Below are 19,563 nucleotides of genomic sequence, written 5' to 3'. Positions count from 1 at the left end.
TCAGAAAGTGAAGTTCTTCAGCGCCTCGGGCATGCCCTGCGCCATCGCCGCGGCTTCCTTCGCGGCATATGTCTGTGAATCCCACAATTCGAAGTGCGCGCCCATGCCGAGCAGCGTCACTTCTTTTTCGAGCGACGCGGCAGCACGAAGCTCGGGCGACACCAGCACGCGCCCGGCGCTGTCGAGTTCGACATCCATTGCGTTGCCGAGAAAGATGCGCCGCCACCACATCGCCTCCATGGGGAGCGCGGCGACCTTGGCGCGAAAGACTTCCCATTCGGGACGAGGAAAGAGCAACAGGCATCCATCCGGGCTCTTCGTGAGCGTCACCCGGCCTTCTGCCTGCCCTTGCAGCGCTTCGCGATAGCGAGACGGAACCGACATCCGCCCTTTCGCATCGAGCGTCAGCGCCGACGCCCCTTGGAACACTCGCCCTTCTCCCCGTTATCGACCGGCTCACCGTCTGTGTCGCTGGTCCAGCAAAGCTGACGACGTTCACGATGACGCCACTCCCGCCGCAAACCTCCCGAAAGTGGGTCCACAATCACACAAAGAACCACTTTCTCACACTGTCTCCCACTTTAGAGGAACGGATTTCCTCGGTCAAGACGCGACGGATTTTTTCAGGAAGGTTTTGCTCGTTAGAACAAGGACTTAGCGCAACATCTTGAAGCGCGAGAGGAGAAGAAATTCGTTTGAAATTAGAGGGCTAGTGCGGGATGTGAAGGTAAAGTCTGAATTCGACCGGAAAGAGACGTGAAATGTAACGGTTTCTGTGCGCCCATCGTGTGACGAATGGGGCGCGGCTCGATGGCCGCTCTCGTTGCGATGCACGGCCACCGGCGTTCCGCTGCCGATCAGATGTAGTAAGCGGTGCGTGTCATGACTTTCGATGCCGCCCGCATGAGCGCCCGCACCGGAAACGGCATTTCGCTTCCGCCCGCGCCGATGGCGGCCGCAGCATGTGCGCTTTCGTCGTGCCGCATTTGCTCGACGATCGCGCGCGAAGCGAAGTCCGTCGCCGGCAAGGTACGCATGTGACCGTCGAGATGCTGCTCGACCTGTCGCTCGGTTTCGGCCATGAAGCCGAGGCTCGCGCGGTCACCGAAGCGCCCCGCTGCAAAGCCGATCGCGAGCGCACCCGCATACCAGAGCGGGTTGAGCAGGCTCGGGCGTGAGTCCAGGTCTTTGAGGCGTTGCGCAGTCCATGCGAGATGGTCTTCTTCTTCGCGAGCCGCCTGCTCGAAGCTCGCTTTGAGCGTCGGAGAATTCGTCGCGAGCTTTTGCGCCTGATACAACGCCTGAGCGCAGACTTCGCCAACGTGGTTCACGCGCATCAGCCCCGCCGAGTGCGCCTTTTCCTTTTCCGTGAGTTCCGGCTCCGCCGCGAGAGAAGCGCCTTCCACCCGGCCCGCAGGGATCGATTCGGGAATGGGCCGCGACATGCGGCTCACGCCGACCATGGAACGCAAGCCCCGATCGAACTCGCTAATGATTTCATCGAGCGTCATGTTCTCACCTCTTTGTTCGTGTTCGTGCTTCGGCAGCAGCGCCACCGCCCATGCTTAGCAAGCCCTATTCTCTCTGGTCGGCGATGCGAATTTGCCCGTTCGCAAGCGCCATTTTTTGTAATTAGGGCAAACACGACTCGTGAAAATGCTGAAAAACCAAGATTTTAGCGCATGTTGCAAAAACGTCACACGAGCGGCTGACGCGGCCCCCTTTTCCTTCCGCCGATCAGGACGTGTTTGCTACATTACGTGTCAACTTCGTAAAGAAGTATTCCGGCAGGGACCGTCAACACACTGGCGCTAGAACAGTGACCTTGCCAAAACAAGTTGCAGAACATCCTTGGAGATCTATTCAATGAAAAAGTCGCTTCTCGCTCTGGCAGCATTGGGCGTCTTCGCTGGCGCCGCACATGCGCAGAGCAGCGTGACGCTGTACGGCATCATCGACGCGGGCTTCCTCTATAGCAACAACAGCGCCGGCCAGAAGCTGTACGCGCTGAACAGCGGCAACGTGCAGGGCAGCCGTTGGGGCCTGCGTGGCACGGAAGACCTCGGTGGCGGTCTGAAGGCACTGTTCGTGTTGGAAAACGGCTTTAACGTGTTCAACGGCCGTCTGGGTCAGGGCGGCGCCGAGTTCGGCCGCCAGGCGTATGTCGGTCTGTCGACGGCTCAGTTCGGCACGGTCACGCTGGGTCGCCAGTACGACTCCGTGGTCGACTTCACCGGCGCATTCGAAGTCGGCAGCCAGTGGGCAACGTACTTCGGCGCGCACCCGGGCGACCTCGACAACATGAACAACTCGAATCGCGTGAACAACGCGATCAAGTTCACGAGCGCGAATTACGCGGGCTTCACGTTCGGCGGTTTGTACAGCCTGGGCGGTGTCGCTGGTCAGTTCAACCGCAACCAGATCTGGTCGGTCGGCCTCGGCTACTCGCGTGGTCCGCTGCAGTTGGGCGCGGGCTATTTGAACGTCAAGGATCCGAACTTCTCGTTCTTCGGCAACACGCCGGCCTCGAGCACGACGGGTTCGAACATGACGGGCAGCCGCGTGTACTCGGGCTTCGCTTCGGCTCACACGCAACAAGTGATCTCGGCGGGCGCGGCTTACACGTTCGGCGCAGCGACCGTCGGCGCGACGTATAGCAATACGCAATTCAAGGATGTCGGCACGGAGCCGGGCACGGGTCTGAATCCGGCTGGCTACACCGGCGGTTCGGGCAAGTTCCACAACGCCGAAATCAACTTCAAGTATCAGTTGACCCCGGCGCTGCTGGTCGGCGCGGCTTACGACTACACGAAGGGTTACGGCCTGACCAACGCCAAGTACCATCAGGGCATGCTGGGCGCCGACTACTTCCTGTCGAAGCGCACGGACGTGTATATCGACGGTATCTACCAGCACGCATCGGGCACCGACTCGACGCGCACTGCCGCTGTCGCGAACATCAACGGCCTGTCGCCGTCGTCGACGTCGAATCAGGTTGCTGCGATCGTCGGCATCCGCCACAAGTTCTAAGAAGCACGTAACAATGCGGTATCGACTAAAGGCGCCTTCGGGCGCCTTTTTTTGCGTCCGCGCTCTTCATAAAGGAGAAGCCTTCGCGTCCGGCCACGGACACGAAGGCTTCTCTATACGTGATAACGCGCGCTTCAGACAGTCCCGTCGCGCAACTCCCGCCGCAGGATCTTGCCGACGTTGCTCTTCGGCAGGTCACTGCGAAACTCGATGATGCGCGGACGCTTGTAGCCCGTCAGACGCTCCCGGCAATGCGCCATGACATCCGCTTCGGTCAGGCTCTCGTCCTTGCGCACGATGAAGAGTTTCACCGCCTCGCCAGAGTTGTCGTCCTTGACGCCGACCGCCGCGACCTCGAAAACGCCGGGGAGCATCGCAACCACGTCTTCGATCTCGTTCGGATAGACGTTGAAGCCGGACACGAGAATCATGTCCTTCTTCCGATCGACGATCTTCACGTAACCGCGCTCGTCGAATACGCCGACGTCGCCGGATCGGAAGAAGCCGTCGGGCGTCATCACCTTGGCGGTTTCGTCGGGGCGATTCCAGTAGCCCGCCATCACTTGCGGCCCGCGGATGCAGATTTCGCCTGCCTCGCCGAGCGGCACTTCGTGGTTGTCGTCGTCGCGGATGGAGATCTCCGTCGATGGCAACGGCAAGCCGATGGTGCCGGTGTACTCCGTGGCCGTCACCGGATTGCAGGTCACGCAGGGCGACGTCTCCGATAAACCGTAACCTTCGACGATCGGTACGCCCGTCACCGCAAACCAGCGCTTCGCGACGGCCTCCTGCACCGCCATGCCGCCGCCGTTCGCAGCGATGAGCTTGGAGAAATCGAGCTTGCTGAAATCGGGATGGTTCAGCATCGCGTTATACAGCGTGTTGACCGCAGGGAACGTGTTGATCTGAACGCCCTTCAACTCCTTGATCATGCCGGCGACGTCGCGCGGATTCGGAATCAGCACGCCGAGGCCGCCGGTACGGATGGTGAGCATGCCGCACACCGTCAGCGCGAAGATGTGATACAGCGGCAGCGCCACCACGCACACGAACTGGTCGATGTCAGGCCGCTGCTTGCGCGCCGGCTCCAGCCACACTTCGGATTGCAGGACATTGGCGATCAGGTTGCGGTGCGTGAGCGTCGCGCCCTTCGCCACGCCGGTCGTGCCGCCCGTGTATTGAAGAAACGCGACGTCTTCCGGCGTCTGTTCGACGGGCGCGAGCGTTTGTCCGCCGCCTTCGACGAGAGCCTGGTTGAAGCGGATGCTGCCGGGCAGATTCCACTCGGGCACCATCTTCTTCATCCGGCGCACGACGAAATTGACCGCGAGCCCTTTCACGCCCATGAGGTCGCCCATCGCCGCGACGACGACATGTTTGATCGCCGTATTCGCGATCACGGCCTGCAGAGTCACGGCGAAGTTTTCGAGAATGACGATGACTTCCGCGCCGCTGTCCCGAAGCTGATGCTCGAGTTCACGCGGCGTGTACAGCGGATTCACGTTGACGACGATGTAGCCCGCCCGCAGCACGGCGGCGATCGCGACGGGGTACTGCAACACGTTGGGCATCATCAGCGCGACGCGCGCGCCGGGCTTCAGCCCCTTGTGCTGGAACCACGCTGCAAGCTTCTTCGACATGTCGTCGAGCTCGCGATACGTGATTGCCCGCCCCATGCAAACGAACGCTCGGCGATCGCGGTTCTTGCGGAAGCTATCCTCGAGCAGTTGAGACACCGACCGATACGCCGACGCGTCGATCTCCGCAGGCACGCCGGCCGGATACGATTTTAGCCAAAGTTTCTCCATACGGCGTCTCCTTTATTTGATTTTCGAATGGTCGTGCGAAAACGAGATGCTAGCCGCTCGCCCCGCTGCCGACAATCCGGTTAGACGCCGCATTCCAGGCTCGTGCGAACCCGTGTGCTTCAGACTTCTCAATGCAATGACTCCACTTCCACCAGGCAATCGTAGAACGTCGCCGATCCCCCCAGATCGGTCAGTGCCTGGCTCGTTACTTGATTGGCGTTGCAGCCATCGGGGGACAACTTTTTCCACCAGATCGACAAACCGACCACGACGCCTTCACGCGCGCGCTCCGTCACGCGCGCGCGCGCCTGCATCGAGCCGCGATCATTGAAGATGCGGACCTGCATGCCATCGGCGATGCCGCGCTCGGCAGCGTCCTGCGGATGGATATCGAGATGCGGCTCGCGCTCCGTGGCACGCAGGCTCTCGATGTTCACGAAACTGCTGTTGAGGAAGTTGCGCGCGGGCGGCGAGATCATCGCGAGCGGATAGCGGGCGGCCAGTTCGGGCGCGGCTTCAGCGGACTCGTACGGCGGGATGTAATCCGGTAGCGGGTCGCGGCCCTCGTCCTTCAGGCGCTTGCTGTAAAACTCGCACTTGCCCGACGGCGTGCGGAAGCCGCCATTGGCGAACGGTGCATCGGGCAAATCGAGCTTGATCCAGCCAGAAGATTTGAGCGCGTCCCAGTTCTTGTCTTGCAGCGTCGGATGATCCCAGCGGAACGCCTTCGATGCGATTTGCTCGTCGGTCTCGAAGAGCGCTGGTTCAGTCAAACCCATGGCGCGCGCGAGCCCCCGGAAGAAATCCGTGTTCGGCCGCGATTCTCCGACAGGCGCGATGGCAGGCAGATTGGCCATGACATGCGTGTGCCCGTATGACTGGTGGACGTCGAGATGCTCGAGCTGCGTGGTCGCGGGGAAGATGAGGTCGGCGTAATCGGCGGTATCTGTCTGGAAGTGTTCCAGCACAATGGTGAACAGATCCTCGCGCGCAAAGCCCGCCGCGACTCTCGCGGAATCCGGCGCGACCGCTACGGGATTCGAGTTGTAGACGATCAGCGCTTCGATTTTCGGGCCGAAACTCTCGTCGCCGGGATGCAGCAAGGCATCCCCGATGGCGTTCATGTTCACGAGGCGCGGCAGCGTCGATCCTTTCGGCAGCAAGTCCGGCCGCTGAAGCGCGGCACTGTGCGTCGGCGCCCAGCCGGACGACGACAGCAGCAGCCCGCCGGACCGTTCGCGCCAGGCGCCGGTCAACGACGGCAGGCAAGCAATCGCCCGCACCGCGTTGCCGCCGCCGCGCACACGCTGCATGCCGTAGTTGAGACGGATCGCGGCTTTCTTCGCGGACCCGAAGGCGCGCGCAAGCTCGACGATCACTTGCTCGTCGATACCGCATATCGCGGCAGCACGCGACGGCGGATACAGGGCCGCCCGCTCCGCGAGTTCATCGAAGCCCAGCGTGTGGGCATCGACATAGTGCCGGTCGACCAAGCCTTCGCGAATGAGCACGTGCATCATGCCGAGCGCGAGCGCCGCGTCCGTGCCCGGCCGCAACGCGATGTGCTGATGGCACTTTTCGGCGGTCAGCGACTTGTACGGATCGATCGCGATGAGCTTCGCGCCGCGCCGCTTTGCCTCCTGCGCGCGCGTCCAGAAATGCAGGCTCGATGCGATCGGGTTCGCGCCCCAGATCAGAATCAGTTCGCTTTCCTCGAAAAAGTCGACGTGCATGCCGACGCTCGCGCCATAGGTATAACGCAGGCCGGCCGCGCCGGCGGCGGCGCAGATCGTGCGGTCCAGACGCGATGCGCCGAGCACGTTGAAGAAGCGCGCTGCGATGCTTTCGCCCTGCACGAGGCCCATCGTGCCTGCATAGCTATACGGCAGAATCGCTTCCGGCGCGCGACGCGCGATCGGCTGCAGCCGGTCAGCAGCGATGCGCAGCGCTTCGTCCCAGCCGATCGCTTCGAATTTTCCTGCGCCCTTGGGTCCGACGCGCCGCAATGGCGTAACCAGACGATCCTTGTGATGCGTGCGCTCGGCGTATCGCGTGACCTTCGTGCAGAGGACGCCCTGCGTCGGGGGGTGATCGGGATCTCCGCTGATTTTGATGGCCTTGCCGTTCTGCACGGTGACGCGCATCGCGCAGGTATCGGGACAATCATGCGGGCATACGGCGCGTGCAAACTCGGCGGGAGCGTTCATCGAAAAGTCCGGTCAGTCAGAGAAACGGGCGGCGGCAGATGAACGAATTCTATTACGCCGGCTATGCGATCGACTGTCCGATCGAGCAAATAGTGGCGGCGTAGAATGAGTCATGCCGCGTGTCAATCCGCGCGATCCGAATATCAACGAGAGAGCAGTTCAAATGAGTTTGATCCCTGAAATCGAAGCATCTCACGATGAAATCAAGGCCCTCCGACGAACGATCCATGCTCATCCCGAGTTGCGATACGAAGAAGTCGGCACCGCCAAGCTCGTGGCTGAAAGTCTCGAACGGTGGGGCATCGCCGTGCATCGCGGCGTGGGTAAGACTGGCGTCGTCGGCATCTTGAAACGCGGATCGAGTAGCGCGTCCATCGGATTGCGCGCCGACATGGACGCGTTGCCCATCCAGGAAGTGAACACATTCGAACATCGATCCACGCACGCAGGGCGGATGCACGCCTGTGGCCACGACGGCCATACCGCGATGCTGCTCGGCGCCGCCAAATACCTGGCCGAACATGGAACGTTCGATGGGACGATCGTATTCATCTTCCAGCCGGCGGAGGAAGGCGGTGCGGGCGCAAAAGCCATGATCGACGATGGACTCTTCACGCGCTTTCCCGTCGATGCGGTGTTCGGCATTCACAATTGGCCGGGCATCGCGGCTGGTCACTTTGGGGTGACCGAGGGCCCGATCATGGCATCGAGTAATGAGTTTCGCATCAACATCAACGGAACCGGCTCGCACGCGGCACTACCGCATAACGGTCGCGATCCGGTGTTCACAGCTGTCCAGATCGCGAATGCGTTGCAAAGCATCATCACGCGCAACAAGAAGCCGTTGGATACGGCAGTGCTTTCCGTCACGCAGATTCATGCGGGAGAGGCTGCGAACGTAGTCCCCGACCAGGCATGGTTAGGCGGGACAGTTCGGACGTTTACCGTGGAGACGCTCGATTTGATCGAAGCGCGGATGCGGAAAATTGTGGAGGCAACGGCTTCCGCCTACGACTGCGAAGCAGAAGTGCTCTTTCACCGGAACTATCCGCCGACGATCAACGACGCAGAACAGGCGCAGTTTGCCGCGCGAGTGATGGCCCAGGTGGTGGGAGCAGATAAGGTCGATAGTTCAGTGGAGCCGACGATGGGCGCTGAGGACTTCTCGTTCATGCTGCTCGAGAAACCGGGATGCTACGCGTTTCTGGGCAACGGCGATGGCGGGCACCGAGACCACGGACATGGCGCAGGGCCTTGCATGCTGCACAACGCCAGCTACGACTTCAATGACGCGTTGTTGTCAGTGGGATCATCGTACTGGGTGCGACTGGCAGAGCAATTTTTGCCTCAGCGCTGATTGAGGCAGCGCGCAGCGCTTGAAGACGCTGCGTGCTGAAGTGCGCCCAAACGCAAAAATCCCACCTTTGAGGGGTGGGGTTTTTGTTTAAGGCATGAGGAGCCTGACGATTACCTACTTTCACACGGGGATCCGCACTATCATCGGCGTGGAGTCGTTTCACGGTCCTGTTCGGGATGGGAAGGGGTGGGACCGACTCGCTATGGTCATCAGGCATGACTTGTTGTTGTGCGCGTTGGGGACGGCACAACCAATCTGGGAAGAAGTAGATTCGGTAGTGACTGTTGGGCACAGTCGCGTCACTCAACCGGCGTGCCCCCTTCGGGGGTTGCAGTGAGTAAGCGCTAAAGCGCTAACTCACTGCGAAACACACTGGTTATAGGATCAAGCCTTACGGGCAATTAGTATCAGTTAGCTCAATGCATTACTGCACTTACACACCTGACCTATCAACGTCCTGGTCTGGAACGACCCTTCAAGGGGCTCGAAGCCCCGGGGATATCTCATCTTAAGGCGAGTTTCCCGCTTAGATGCTTTCAGCGGTTATCTCTTCCGAACATAGCTACCCGGCGATGCCACTGGCGTGACAACCGGTACACCAGAGGTTCGTCCACTCCGGTCCTCTCGTACTAGGAGCAGCCCCCTTCAAATATCCAACGCCCACGGCAGATAGGGACCAAACTGTCTCACGACGTTTTAAACCCAGCTCACGTACCTCTTTAAATGGCGAACAGCCATACCCTTGGGACCGGCTACAGCCCCAGGATGAGATGAGCCGACATCGAGGTGCCAAACACCGCCGTCGATATGAACTCTTGGGCGGTATCAGCCTGTTATCCCCAGAGTACCTTTTATCCGTTGAGCGATGGCCCTTCCATACAGAACCACCGGATCACTATGACCTGCTTTCGCACCTGCTCGACTTGTCGGTCTCGCAGTTAAGCACGCTTATGCCATTGCACTATCAGCACGATTTCCGACCGTACCTAGCGTACCTTCGTACTCCTCCGTTACGCTTTGGGAGGAGACCGCCCCAGTCAAACTGCCTACCATGCACTGTCCCCGATCCGGATCACGGACCAAGGTTAGAACCTCAAACAAACCAGGGTGGTATTTCAAGGACGGCTCCACCGAAACTGGCGTTCCGGTTTCATAGCCTCCCACCTATCCTACACAGATCGGTTCAAAGTCCAATGCAAAGCTACAGTAAAGGTTCATGGGGTCTTTCCGTCTAGCCGCGGGGAGATTGCATCATCACAAACACTTCAACTTCGCTGAGTCTCGGGAGGAGACAGTGTGGCCATCGTTACGCCATTCGTGCAGGTCGGAACTTACCCGACAAGGAATTTCGCTACCTTAGGACCGTTATAGTTACGGCCGCCGTTTACCGGGACTTCAATCAAGAGCTTGCACCCCATCATTTAATCTTCCGGCACCGGGCAGGCGTCACACCCTATACGTCCACTTTCGTGTTTGCAGAGTGCTGTGTTTTTATTAAACAGTCGCAGCCACCAGTTTATTGCAACCTCTTCACCCTTCTGGCGCAGGCCAGTCAAGCTACAGAGGCGTACCTTATCCCGAAGTTACGGTACCAATTTGCCGAGTTCCTTCTCCCGAGTTCTCTCAAGCGCCTTAGAATACTCATCTCGCCCACCTGTGTCGGTTTGCGGTACGGTCATCGTTAGACTGAAGCTTAGAGGCTTTTCTTGGAACCACTTCCAATTGCTTCGCTTCCGAAGAAGCTCGCGCCACACCCTTGAATCCTGTGCCCGGATTTGCCTGAGCACCTTCTCCAATGCAGCGACCGGGACGTCCAACACCCGGACAACCTTCCGCGATCCGTCCCCCCATCGCATCTAACAATGGTGCAGGAATATTGACCTGCTTCCCATCAGCTACGCATTTCTGCCTCGCCTTAGGGGCCGACTCACCCTACGCCGATGAACGTTGCGTAGGAAACCTTGGGCTTACGGCGAGGGGGCTTTTCACCCCCTTTATCGCTACTCATGTCAGCATTCGCACTTCCGATACCTCCAGCATGCCTTTCGACACACCTTCGCAGGCTTACGGAACGCTCTCCTACCACACGTACTTGCGTACGCATCCGCAGCTTCGGTGACTGGCTTGAGCCCCGTTACATCTTCCGCGCAGGACGACTCGATCAGTGAGCTATTACGCTTTCTTTAAAGGGTGGCTGCTTCTAAGCCAACCTCCTGACTGTTTTAGCCTTCCCACTTCGTTTCCCACTTAGCCAATCTTGGGGACCTTAGCTGGCGGTCTGGGTTGTTTCCCTCTTGACACCGGACGTTAGCACCCGATGTCTGTCTCCCGTGATTGCACTCTTCGGTATTCGGAGTTTGCTATGGCGTAGTAATCCGCAATGGACCCCACAACCATGACAGTGCTCTACCCCCGAAGGTGATACACGAGGCACTACCTAAATAGTTTTCGGAGAGAACCAGCTATTTCCAAGTTTGTTTAGCCTTTCACCCCTATCCACAGCTCATCCCCTAACTTTTCAACGTTAGTGGGTTCGGTCCTCCAGTACGTGTTACCGCACCTTCAACCTGGCCATGGATAGATCACTTGGTTTCGGGTCTACGCCCAGCAACTGATCGCCCTATTCGGACTCGCTTTCGCTACGCCTGCCTTAATCAGTTAAGCTCGCTACTGAACGTAAGTCGCTGACCCATTATACAAAAGGTACGCCGTCACCCCTTGCGAGGCTCCGACTGTTTGTATGCATGCGGTTTCAGGATCTATTTCACTCCCCTCCCGGGGTTCTTTTCGCCTTTCCCTCACGGTACTGGTTCACTATCGGTCGATCACGAGTATTTAGCCTTGGAGGATGGTCCCCCCATCTTCAGACAGGATTTCACGTGTCCCGCCCTACTTGTCGTACCCCTAGTTCTTCCACGCTGCTTTCGCTTACAGGGCTATCACCTGCTATGGCCGCACTTTCCAGAGCGTTCAGCTAACAATGCAGATAAAGAGTACAGGCTCTTCCCATTTCGCTCGCCACTACTTTGGGAATCTCGGTTGATTTCTTTTCCTGCGGTTACTTAGATGTTTCAGTTCACCGCGTTCGCTCCACATGACCTATGTATTCAGTCATGGGTGACCCATACGGGCCGGGTTTCCCCATTCGGACATCTTCGGATCAATGCTCGTTTGCCAGCTCCCCGAAGCTTTTCGCAGGCTACCGCGTCCTTCATCGCCTGTGATCGCCAAGGCATCCACCACATGCACTTGTTCGCTTGACCCTATAACGAGTGCGTCTCTCATCGAGCCACATCCGCCATAGGCTGAGTTTTCGCGTTGTGCCGTATTCCAAGTCATCATTAAGATCACTTTTCATACTCGATACAATCACTACCCTGAACCTGCTACTCGCGCCCATCTCTAAGCGCTTTCCCAGATTCTCTTTACTACTTCTTCCAGATTGTTAAAGAACGTTTAGCCGACAAGCGTGTTTCAATACTTGCGACATCAACTGGCTAGCAATCGCCAATGCTTAACGCTTACCCGAAGCGCTAGGCATTGAGGATTGGTGGAGGATGACGGGATCGAACCGACGACCCCCTGCTTGCAAAGCAGGTGCTCTCCCAGCTGAGCTAATCCCCCGATGAGGCCTGACTAAGGTGTTGCCCAGCCACGCCTGATTCGGATGGTGGGTCTGGTTGGATTCGAACCAACGACCCCCGCCTTATCAAGACGGTGCTCTAACCGACTGAGCTACAGACCCTTAGCCTGTCTTTCTGACAGCCGATAAGCGTGAGCGCTTAACTTTAAGCGCGAAGCTCGAGAAAGGAGGTGATCCAGCCGCACCTTCCGATACGGCTACCTTGTTACGACTTCACCCCAGTCATGAATCCCACCGTGGTAAGCGCCCTCCTTGCGGTTAGGCTACCTACTTCTGGTGAAACCCACTCCCATGGTGTGACGGGCGGTGTGTACAAGACCCGGGAACGTATTCACCGCGGCATGCTGATCCGCGATTACTAGCGATTCCAGCTTCACGCAGTCGAGTTGCAGACTGCGATCCGGACTACGATCGGTTTTCTGGGATTGGCTCCACCTCGCGGCTTGGCAACCCTCTGTTCCGACCATTGTATGACGTGTGAAGCCCTACCCATAAGGGCCATGAGGACTTGACGTCATCCCCACCTTCCTCCGGTTTGTCACCGGCAGTCTCCTTAGAGTGCTCTTGCGTAGCAACTAAGGACAAGGGTTGCGCTCGTTGCGGGACTTAACCCAACATCTCACGACACGAGCTGACGACAGCCATGCAGCACCTGTGCGCCGGTTCTCTTTCGAGCACCCCCACCTTTCAGCAGGGTTCCGACCATGTCAAGGGTAGGTAAGGTTTTTCGCGTTGCATCGAATTAATCCACATCATCCACCGCTTGTGCGGGTCCCCGTCAATTCCTTTGAGTTTTAATCTTGCGACCGTACTCCCCAGGCGGTCAACTTCACGCGTTAGCTACGTTACTAAGGAAATGAATCCCCAACAACTAGTTGACATCGTTTAGGGCGTGGACTACCAGGGTATCTAATCCTGTTTGCTCCCCACGCTTTCGTGCATGAGCGTCAGTGTTGGCCCAGGAGGCTGCCTTCGCCATCGGTATTCCTCCACATCTCTACGCATTTCACTGCTACACGTGGAATTCTACCTCCCTCTGCCACACTCAAAGCCTGCCAGTCACCAATGCAGTTCCCAGGTTAAGCCCGGGGATTTCACATCGGTCTTAACAGACCGCCTGCGCACGCTTTACGCCCAGTAATTCCGATTAACGCTCGCACCCTACGTATTACCGCGGCTGCTGGCACGTAGTTAGCCGGTGCTTATTCTTCCGGTACCGTCATCCTCCATCCATATTAGGGACGAAGTTTTCTTTCCGGACAAAAGTGCTTTACAACCCGAAGGCCTTCTTCACACACGCGGCATTGCTGGATCAGGGTTGCCCCCATTGTCCAAAATTCCCCACTGCTGCCTCCCGTAGGAGTCTGGGCCGTGTCTCAGTCCCAGTGTGGCTGGTCGTCCTCTCAGACCAGCTACAGATCGTCGCCTTGGTAGGCCTTTACCCCACCAACTAGCTAATCTGCCATCGGCCGCCCCTGCAGCGCGAGGTCCGAAGATCCCCCGCTTTCCTCCGTAGATCGTATGCGGTATTAATCCGGCTTTCGCCGGGCTATCCCCCACTACAGGACACGTTCCGATGTATTACTCACCCGTTCGCCACTCGCCGCCAGGCCGAAGCCCGCGCTGCCGTCCGACTTGCATGTGTAAGGCATGCCGCCAGCGTTCAATCTGAGCCAGGATCAAACTCTTCAGTTCAAACCCTGTTACTGTTTTTCGGTTCCGTTAGAAACCGGTCGCTCACTCAACGTACTGACGATGATTAATCCGTCCGAAGACAGATAAACCTTCCTCTTAATACTTCGTGTGAGACTCTTGATTACTTTTGCTTGTCGCTCCAGCACCTAAGCACCAGAACCGCACTCGCCATCAAGCGCCCACACTTATCGGCTGTTAGTTTTTAAAGAACATTCGCTAGACCACCCTGCTTCGTCTTGCGTCGCTGCGTCAGCAGCAGAGAAACGAGATTATGAACATCGCTTCGAAGTCTGTCAACAAGTTTTTCAATCGCTTTACTTGCTGACTGCGCTGGAGACCTTCTACCGCCACTCTCCCGCGCCCTTCCAAACCGCCTCATCCCGCTTCCTTCGCGTTCAGTGAATCGCGAAGGAACGGAATTCTAGTTAGCGCCGAGGCAATATGCAAGGGATTTCTTTGCTGCGATTAACGGTGCTTGAAAATCGGCTTTCGCTTCTCGACAAACGCCGTCATCCCCTCCTTTTGATCTTCCGTTGCGAAGAGGGAATGGAACAGACGCCGCTCGAAATGGACGCCTTCCGCCAACGTCGTTTCGTATGCGCGATTGACCGCCTCTTTGGCCATCATGACCGCGGGCAACGAGAAGCCGGCGATGATAGTCCCCGCTTCCACGGCCTCATCGAGCAAACGATCCGCCGCAACGATGCGCGACACCAGTCCGGCCCGCTCGGCTTCCGCAGCGTCCATCATGCGCGCGGTCAGGCACATATCCATCGCCTTCGCCTTCGACACCGCTCGAGGCAAGCGTTGCGTACCACCCGCGCCAGGAATCACGCCGAGCTTGATCTCCGGCTGTCCGAACTTCGCCGTGTCGGCCGCGATGACGATGTCGCACATCATGGCCAGCTCGCAGCCGCCTCCGAGCGCGAAGCCCGCCACCGCAGCGATGACCGGCTTCCGGATCGAGCGGATGGTCTCCCAGTTGCGCGTGATGTAGTCGCCTTTATAGACGTCCATATAGGAGTAGCCGGCCATCATGCCGATGTCCGCGCCCGCCGCAAACGCCTTCTCGCTGCCAGTCAGTACGATCGCGCCGATGTTCTCGTCCGCGTCGAAGGCCTTCAGCGCTGTACCCAGTTCGTCCATCAGCGCATCGTTGAGCGCATTCAGCGCCTTCGGCCGATTCAGCGTGATCAGTCCGACCCGTCCGCGTGTCTCTACCAGCACGTTCTCGTAAGTCATTCGCTCCTCCTGGCGATCCTCTGGTAAGTCCTAGTGAAAGACCATCTTGTACATCATCTCGATAATGCTACCATCACCAACCAACCGGTCGGTCAATTAATCGATCGGCACCGTCCACCAATCCTCTCTCGCGACCATGACACATTCCCTGTTCACGAAGCACGAAGCGATGCTCGACAAAGCGCTCTCCGCTATCGAAACACGCGGCTATTGGAGCCCGTTTGTCGAAATGCCGAGTCCCAAAGTGTACGGGGAAACAGCCAGCGCGGACGGCGAAGCGGCGTTCAAGGCACATCTGGGCAAGACCTTCGAAATCGATCAACCATCGACGGGCGAAACCGTCGGCGCCGAGCGGTCGCCCTTCGGCATCTCGCTCGACATCAAGTATCCGAAGGCGGACCCGGACGTTCTCGTCCGTGCCTCGCTTGACGCTCAAAAGCAGTGGCGCGCCGCCGGCCCGCAAGCCTGGGTCGGCGTCAGCCTCGAGGTCCTGGCGCGGCTGAATCGCGCGAGCTTCGAGATCGCCTACAGCGTGATGCACACGACCGGCCAGGCGTTCATGATGGCCTTCCAGGCCGGCGGCCCGCATGCGCAAGATCGCGCGCTCGAGGCCGTCGTCTATGCCTGGGACCAGCTGCGCCGCATTCCGGCTGAAGCGCACTGGGAAAAGCCGCAAGGCAAGAATCCGCCGCTCGCGATGCAGAAGCGCTTCACCATCGTCCCGCGCGGCGCCGGTCTCGTGTTGGGCTGCTGCACGTTCCCGACATGGAACGGTTATCCCGGCATCTTCGCCGATCTGGCCACGGGCAACACCGTCATCGTCAAGCCGCATCCCGGCGCGATCCTGCCGCTCGCCATCACAGTGCGCATCGCTCGCGAAGTGTTGGGCGAAGCCGGCTTCGATCCCAACATCGTCACGCTGCTCGCCACCGAGCCGAACGATGGCCCGCTCGTTCAGCAACTCGCCGTGCGTCCCGAGATCAAGCTGATCGATTTCACGGGCAGCACGCAGAACGGCGCCTGGCTGGAGCGCAACGCGCATCAGGCGCAGGTCTTCACCGAGAAAGCAGGCGTGAATCAGATCGTCATCGATTCCGTCGACGATATGAAAGCCGCCGCGCGCAACATCGCGTTCTCGCTCGCGTTGTACTCCGGCCAGATGTGCACCGCGCCGCAAAACATTTACGTGCCGCGCGACGGCATCCGCACCGCCGACGGCCAGCTGACCTTCGACGAAGTCGCGACGTCGCTCGCCGGCGCGGTCGAGAAGCTTACGTCCGATGCCACGCGCGCCGTCGAGCTGACCGGCGCGATCCAAAACGAAGGCATCGTGGCGCGAATCGCCGAAGCGCGCGGGCTCGGCGAGGTGCTGGTCGATAGCCAAACGCTCACGCACCCCGCGTTCCCCGAGGCGCGGGTCCATACACCGCTCTTGCTCAAGCTCGACGCACGCACTCACGAAACTACGTACACGAGAGAATGGTTCGGCCCGATCGCGTTCGTCGTCGCGACCGAATCCACGGCGCAGTCGCTCGACCTCGCCGGCTCCATCGCGCAAAAGCACGGCGCGCTGACGCTGTCGGTCTACAGCACGGACGACGCGGTCATCGAGTCCGCACACGAAGCCGCGATACGCGGCGGTGTCGCGCTCTCGATCAACTTGACGGGCGGTGTCTTCGTCAACCAGTCCGCAGCGTTCTCCGACTTTCACGGCACGGGCGCGAACCCGGCCGCGAACGCCGCTCTCGCCGATGCCGCCTTCGTCGCGAATCGATTCCGCGTCGTTCAGAGCCGAGTGCATGTTGCGCCCAAGGCCGCGCTCGCGGAAGCCGGCCAGACGGCATAAGCAAAACGACGAGAACGCGAATTCGTGCAATCGGCTTATGCCGTTCGGCCGAATGGAAAGCATCGGGCCGCGCGTCTAGCATCACCAATTGACGAACCCGAACGCGGCCCGTGCCAAAGGAGATGCCATGCCCGAGCAGTCTGTTCTGTTTCAAATCAATGGCGATACGCGCGTCGCGACGATCACTCTGAATCGGCCCGACAAACTGAATAGTTTCACTCGCGAGATGCATGGCCAATTGAGCGAGGCGCTCGATCGAGCCCAGGCAGCGAACGCGCGCGCGATCGTGTTGACCGGTGCGGGACGGGCGTTCTGCGCCGGTCAGGATCTCGCGGATCTGGACTTCACGCCCGGTTCGATGTCCGATCTCGGCGAACTGATCGACGCTCATTTCAATCCGCTCGTGCGCCGCCTGCAGACAATGCCGCTGCCCGTCATCGCAGCGGTCAATGGCACAGCCGCCGGCGCGGGCGCCAACCTGGCGATGGCTTGCGATATCACCATCGCCGCACGTTCGGCGAGCTTCATTCAGGCGTTCGTGAAAATCGGCCTCGTGCCGGACTCGGGCGGGACGTGGCTCTTGCCGCGCCGCGTCGGTGAGGCGCGTGCGCTGGGGCTGGCGCTGACCGGCGACAAGCTCGGCGCGGAGCAAGCCGAAGCGTGGGGCATCGTCTGGCGCGTCGTGGACGATGCCGAGTTGCCGCACGCCGCCGCGCAACTGGCCGCGCAACTCGCGCAGCAGCCCGCGCGTGCGATCGCCGCGATCAAACAGGCCATGCGTGCGAGCACGACCAGCACATTCGATGCGCAGCTCGACCTTGAACGCGACCTGCAGCGCGAACTCGGCGCATCGCCCGACTACATCGAGGGCGTCGCCGCATTCAAGGAAAAGCGCGCGCCGCGCTTCGAAGGGCTTTGACACCATCAGGGAGACTCGCATGACGCCTCAACAAATCGCCGAAGCCACGGCCAAGGCCATGTATGAAGCGGATGCCTGCTCGCGCGCGCTGGGCATCGAGCTAGTCGAAGTGCGGCCCGGCTATGCGCGGCTCGCGATGAACGTGCGCCCGGACTTTCTCAACGGCCACGCCATCTGCCACGGCGGCCTGATGTTCACGCTGGCAGACTCCGCGTTCGCCTTCGCGTGCAACTCCTACAACGTCAGCACCGTGGCGGCGGGATGTTCCATCGAATTCCTGCGCCCCGTGCACGGCGGCGACCGCCTGACCGCCGAGGCGGTGGAGCAGACATTGAGCGGGCGCACCGGAATCTACGATATCCGCGTCACGAATCGCGAAGGCGAAGTCGTCGCGATGTTTCGTGGCAAGTCCGCCCAGATCAAAGGCGCCGTGGTTCCCCTTTAACGGAACCGATCGATCACGCGAACGCGGCGACGACCGCGACGCATAGCGAGCATGAAGGAGACATCGATGACTACACCGTTGCCGCTCGAAGCGATTGAGAAGGCGAGCCGCGACGAACTCGTCGCGCTGCAGTTGCAGCGTCTGAAATGGACGCTCAGGCACGCCTACGACAATTCGCCTGTCTATCGCCGCAAGTTCGATGAAGCCGGCGTGCATCCCGACGACGTGCAGTCGCTCGCCGACCTCGCGCGCTTTCCGTTCACCACGAAGAAGGACCTTCGCGACAACTATCCGTTCGGCATGTTCGCCGTGCCGCAGGAACGGGTCGCGCGCATCCACGCTTCGTCGGGCACGACGGGCAAGCCAACCGTCGTCGGTTATACGGCGAAGGACATCGAAACCTGGTCGGATCTGGTCGCCCGTTCGATCCGCGCGGCTGGCGCGCGTCGCGGCGACAAGGTGCACGTGAGCTACGGCTACGGCCTGTTCACCGGCGGCCTCGGCGCGCACTACGGGGCGGAGCGCGCGGGCCTTACCGTCATCCCGTTCGGCGGCGGACAGACCGAAAAGCAGGTGCAACTGATTCAGGACTTCCGCCCCGACATCATCATGGTGACGCCGAGCTACATGCTCTCCATCGCTGACGAGCTGGAGCGGCAAGGCGTCGATCCGGCAAGCTGTTCGCTGCGCATCGGCATCTTCGGTGCGGAACCCTGGACGAACGACATGCGCCGTGCAATCGAGCAGCGCATGGGCATCGATGCCGTCGACATCTACGGTCTTTCGGAAGTGATGGGACCGGGCGTGGCTTCGGAGTGCGCGGAGACGAAGGACGGCCCGACGATCTGGGAAGACCACTTCTATCCCGAGATCATCGATCCCGACACCGGCGAAGTGCTGCCGGACGGCGAATTCGGCGAACTGGTGTTCACGTCGCTAACGAAAGAAGCGCTGCCGATCATCCGGTATCGCACGCGAGATCTCACGCGCCTCTTGCCCGGCACTGCGCGCACGATGCGCCGCATGGAGAAGATCACCGGCCGCTCGGACGACATGATGATCGTGCGCGGCGTCAACGTCTTCCCGACGCAGATCGAGGAGTTGTTGCTGAAGCGGCCGGTGCTCGCGCCGCACTATCAGATCGTGCTGACGAAGGACGGTCCGCTCGACGTGTTCACGCTGAACTGCGAGCCGTGCCCCGAATCGGCGCCTGACATGGCTGCGCTGGACAGCGCCCGGACTGCGCTCGCCTACGACATCAAGGCGCTGATCGGCGTCAGCGCCGTGGTGAACGTGCTGCCGGTGAACGGCATCGAGCGTTCTGTCGGCAAAGCGCGGCGCGTGGTGGACAAGCGTAGCCTCAAGCCATAA

The 19,563-nt window shown here is 59.8% G+C and carries 11 protein-coding genes, 2 tRNA genes and 3 rRNA genes; 6 read left to right on the top strand and 10 right to left on the bottom strand.

What is annotated here, in order from left to right; all coding sequences use genetic code 11:
* Entirely contained in the window at positions 1 to 429 is a 429-nt protein-coding gene (gene mraZ, locus P9220_RS06005) for a division/cell wall cluster transcriptional repressor MraZ (RefSeq protein ID WP_061121473.1), read from the bottom strand.
* A 428-nt stretch (positions 430 to 857) separates the two neighbouring features.
* Complete coding sequence (coq7, locus tag P9220_RS06000) at positions 858 to 1,511, bottom strand: 2-polyprenyl-3-methyl-6-methoxy-1,4-benzoquinone monooxygenase (RefSeq protein WP_309764000.1); 654 nt, start codon at positions 1,509 to 1,511, stop codon at positions 858 to 860.
* A 355-nt stretch (positions 1,512 to 1,866) separates the two neighbouring features.
* On the opposite strand from coq7, the gene P9220_RS05995 reads away from it, so the two are divergent.
* Positions 1,867 to 3,030, top strand: coding sequence for a porin (locus tag P9220_RS05995; RefSeq protein ID WP_309763999.1), 1,164 nt, complete (start codon positions 1,867 to 1,869; stop codon positions 3,028 to 3,030).
* 134 nt (positions 3,031 to 3,164) lie between these two features.
* Here the strand turns inward: P9220_RS05995 and P9220_RS05990 are convergent, their stop codons facing one another.
* Together P9220_RS05990 and P9220_RS05985 are read right to left on the bottom strand one after the other, a co-directional pair.
* On the bottom strand, positions 3,165 to 4,838 hold the full coding sequence (locus P9220_RS05990) for a long-chain fatty acid--CoA ligase (RefSeq protein WP_309763998.1): 1,674 nt from the start codon (positions 4,836 to 4,838) through the stop codon (positions 3,165 to 3,167).
* Between the two features lie 128 nt (positions 4,839 to 4,966).
* Entirely contained in the window at positions 4,967 to 7,045 is a 2,079-nt protein-coding gene (locus tag P9220_RS05985) for a molybdopterin oxidoreductase family protein (RefSeq protein ID WP_309763997.1), read from the bottom strand.
* Positions 7,046 to 7,208: 163 nt separating this feature from the next.
* On the opposite strand from P9220_RS05985, the gene P9220_RS05980 reads away from it, so the two are divergent.
* Positions 7,209 to 8,402: a M20 aminoacylase family protein gene (locus P9220_RS05980; RefSeq protein WP_309765399.1), complete on the top strand. Its 1,194-nt coding sequence runs from the start codon at positions 7,209 to 7,211 to the stop codon at positions 8,400 to 8,402.
* Positions 8,403 to 8,503: 101 nt separating this feature from the next.
* On the opposite strand, the gene rrf is transcribed toward P9220_RS05980, so the two are convergent.
* The 6 genes from rrf to P9220_RS05950 form a co-directional block, all read right to left on the bottom strand.
* Positions 8,504 to 8,616, bottom strand: a 5S ribosomal RNA gene (rrf, locus tag P9220_RS05975).
* A 166-nt stretch (positions 8,617 to 8,782) separates the two neighbouring features.
* Positions 8,783 to 11,665, bottom strand: a 23S ribosomal RNA gene (locus tag P9220_RS05970).
* A gap of 285 nt (positions 11,666 to 11,950) precedes the next feature.
* Positions 11,951 to 12,026 (bottom strand) — tRNA-Ala (locus tag P9220_RS05965).
* A gap of 44 nt (positions 12,027 to 12,070) precedes the next feature.
* A tRNA-Ile gene (locus P9220_RS05960) sits at positions 12,071 to 12,147 on the bottom strand.
* Positions 12,148 to 12,208: 61 nt separating this feature from the next.
* Positions 12,209 to 13,740 (bottom strand): 16S ribosomal RNA (locus P9220_RS05955).
* The 16S, 23S and 5S rRNA genes sit together here with 2 tRNA genes alongside, the layout of an rRNA operon.
* A gap of 465 nt (positions 13,741 to 14,205) precedes the next feature.
* On the bottom strand, positions 14,206 to 14,982 hold the full coding sequence (locus P9220_RS05950; RefSeq protein ID WP_309763996.1) for an enoyl-CoA hydratase: 777 nt from the start codon (positions 14,980 to 14,982) through the stop codon (positions 14,206 to 14,208).
* A 136-nt stretch (positions 14,983 to 15,118) separates the two neighbouring features.
* On the opposite strand from P9220_RS05950, the gene paaN reads away from it, so the two are divergent.
* The 4 genes from paaN to paaK all read left to right on the top strand — a co-directional run bounded on the left by paaN (position 15,119) and on the right by paaK (position 19,563).
* Complete coding sequence (gene paaN, locus P9220_RS05945; protein ID WP_309763995.1) at positions 15,119 to 16,828, top strand: phenylacetic acid degradation protein PaaN; 1,710 nt, start codon at positions 15,119 to 15,121, stop codon at positions 16,826 to 16,828.
* Between the two features lie 127 nt (positions 16,829 to 16,955).
* Complete coding sequence (gene paaG / locus P9220_RS05940; protein WP_309763994.1) at positions 16,956 to 17,747, top strand: 2-(1,2-epoxy-1,2-dihydrophenyl)acetyl-CoA isomerase PaaG; 792 nt, start codon at positions 16,956 to 16,958, stop codon at positions 17,745 to 17,747.
* A 19-nt stretch (positions 17,748 to 17,766) separates the two neighbouring features.
* A complete protein-coding gene (gene paaI, locus P9220_RS05935; protein ID WP_309763993.1) occupies positions 17,767 to 18,192 on the top strand; it encodes a hydroxyphenylacetyl-CoA thioesterase PaaI in 426 nt (141 codons plus the stop codon).
* Positions 18,193 to 18,258: 66 nt separating this feature from the next.
* On the top strand, positions 18,259 to 19,563 hold the full coding sequence (paaK, locus tag P9220_RS05930) for a phenylacetate--CoA ligase PaaK (protein ID WP_309763992.1): 1,305 nt from the start codon (positions 18,259 to 18,261) through the stop codon (positions 19,561 to 19,563).

Source organism: Caballeronia sp. LZ016, from assembly GCF_031450805.1.
Taxonomy (GTDB): domain Bacteria; phylum Pseudomonadota; class Gammaproteobacteria; order Burkholderiales; family Burkholderiaceae; genus Caballeronia.
Note: the sequence above shows the minus strand (reverse complement) of the source record. Positions and strands in the feature narration are given on the sequence as shown.

What these genes read in the sequence shown, in the direction of transcription:
- coq7 (WP_309764000.1), bottom strand. Translation starts at nt 1,511, where the DNA reads ATGACGCTCGATGAAATCATTAGCGAGTTCGATCGGGGCTTGCGTTCC.
- P9220_RS05995 (WP_309763999.1), top strand. Translation starts at nt 1,867, where the DNA reads ATGAAAAAGTCGCTTCTCGCTCTGGCAGCATTGGGCGTCTTCGCTGGC.
- P9220_RS05990 (WP_309763998.1), bottom strand. Translation starts at nt 4,838, where the DNA reads ATGGAGAAACTTTGGCTAAAATCGTATCCGGCCGGCGTGCCTGCGGAG.
- P9220_RS05985 (WP_309763997.1), bottom strand. Translation starts at nt 7,045, where the DNA reads ATGAACGCTCCCGCCGAGTTTGCACGCGCCGTATGCCCGCATGATTGT.
- P9220_RS05980 (WP_309765399.1), top strand. Translation starts at nt 7,209, where the DNA reads ATGAGTTTGATCCCTGAAATCGAAGCATCTCACGATGAAATCAAGGCC.
- P9220_RS05950 (WP_309763996.1), bottom strand. Translation starts at nt 14,982, where the DNA reads ATGACTTACGAGAACGTGCTGGTAGAGACACGCGGACGGGTCGGACTG.
- paaN (WP_309763995.1), top strand. Translation starts at nt 15,119, where the DNA reads ATGACACATTCCCTGTTCACGAAGCACGAAGCGATGCTCGACAAAGCG.
- paaG (WP_309763994.1), top strand. Translation starts at nt 16,956, where the DNA reads ATGCCCGAGCAGTCTGTTCTGTTTCAAATCAATGGCGATACGCGCGTC.
- paaI (WP_309763993.1), top strand. Translation starts at nt 17,767, where the DNA reads ATGACGCCTCAACAAATCGCCGAAGCCACGGCCAAGGCCATGTATGAA.
- paaK (WP_309763992.1), top strand. Translation starts at nt 18,259, where the DNA reads ATGACTACACCGTTGCCGCTCGAAGCGATTGAGAAGGCGAGCCGCGAC.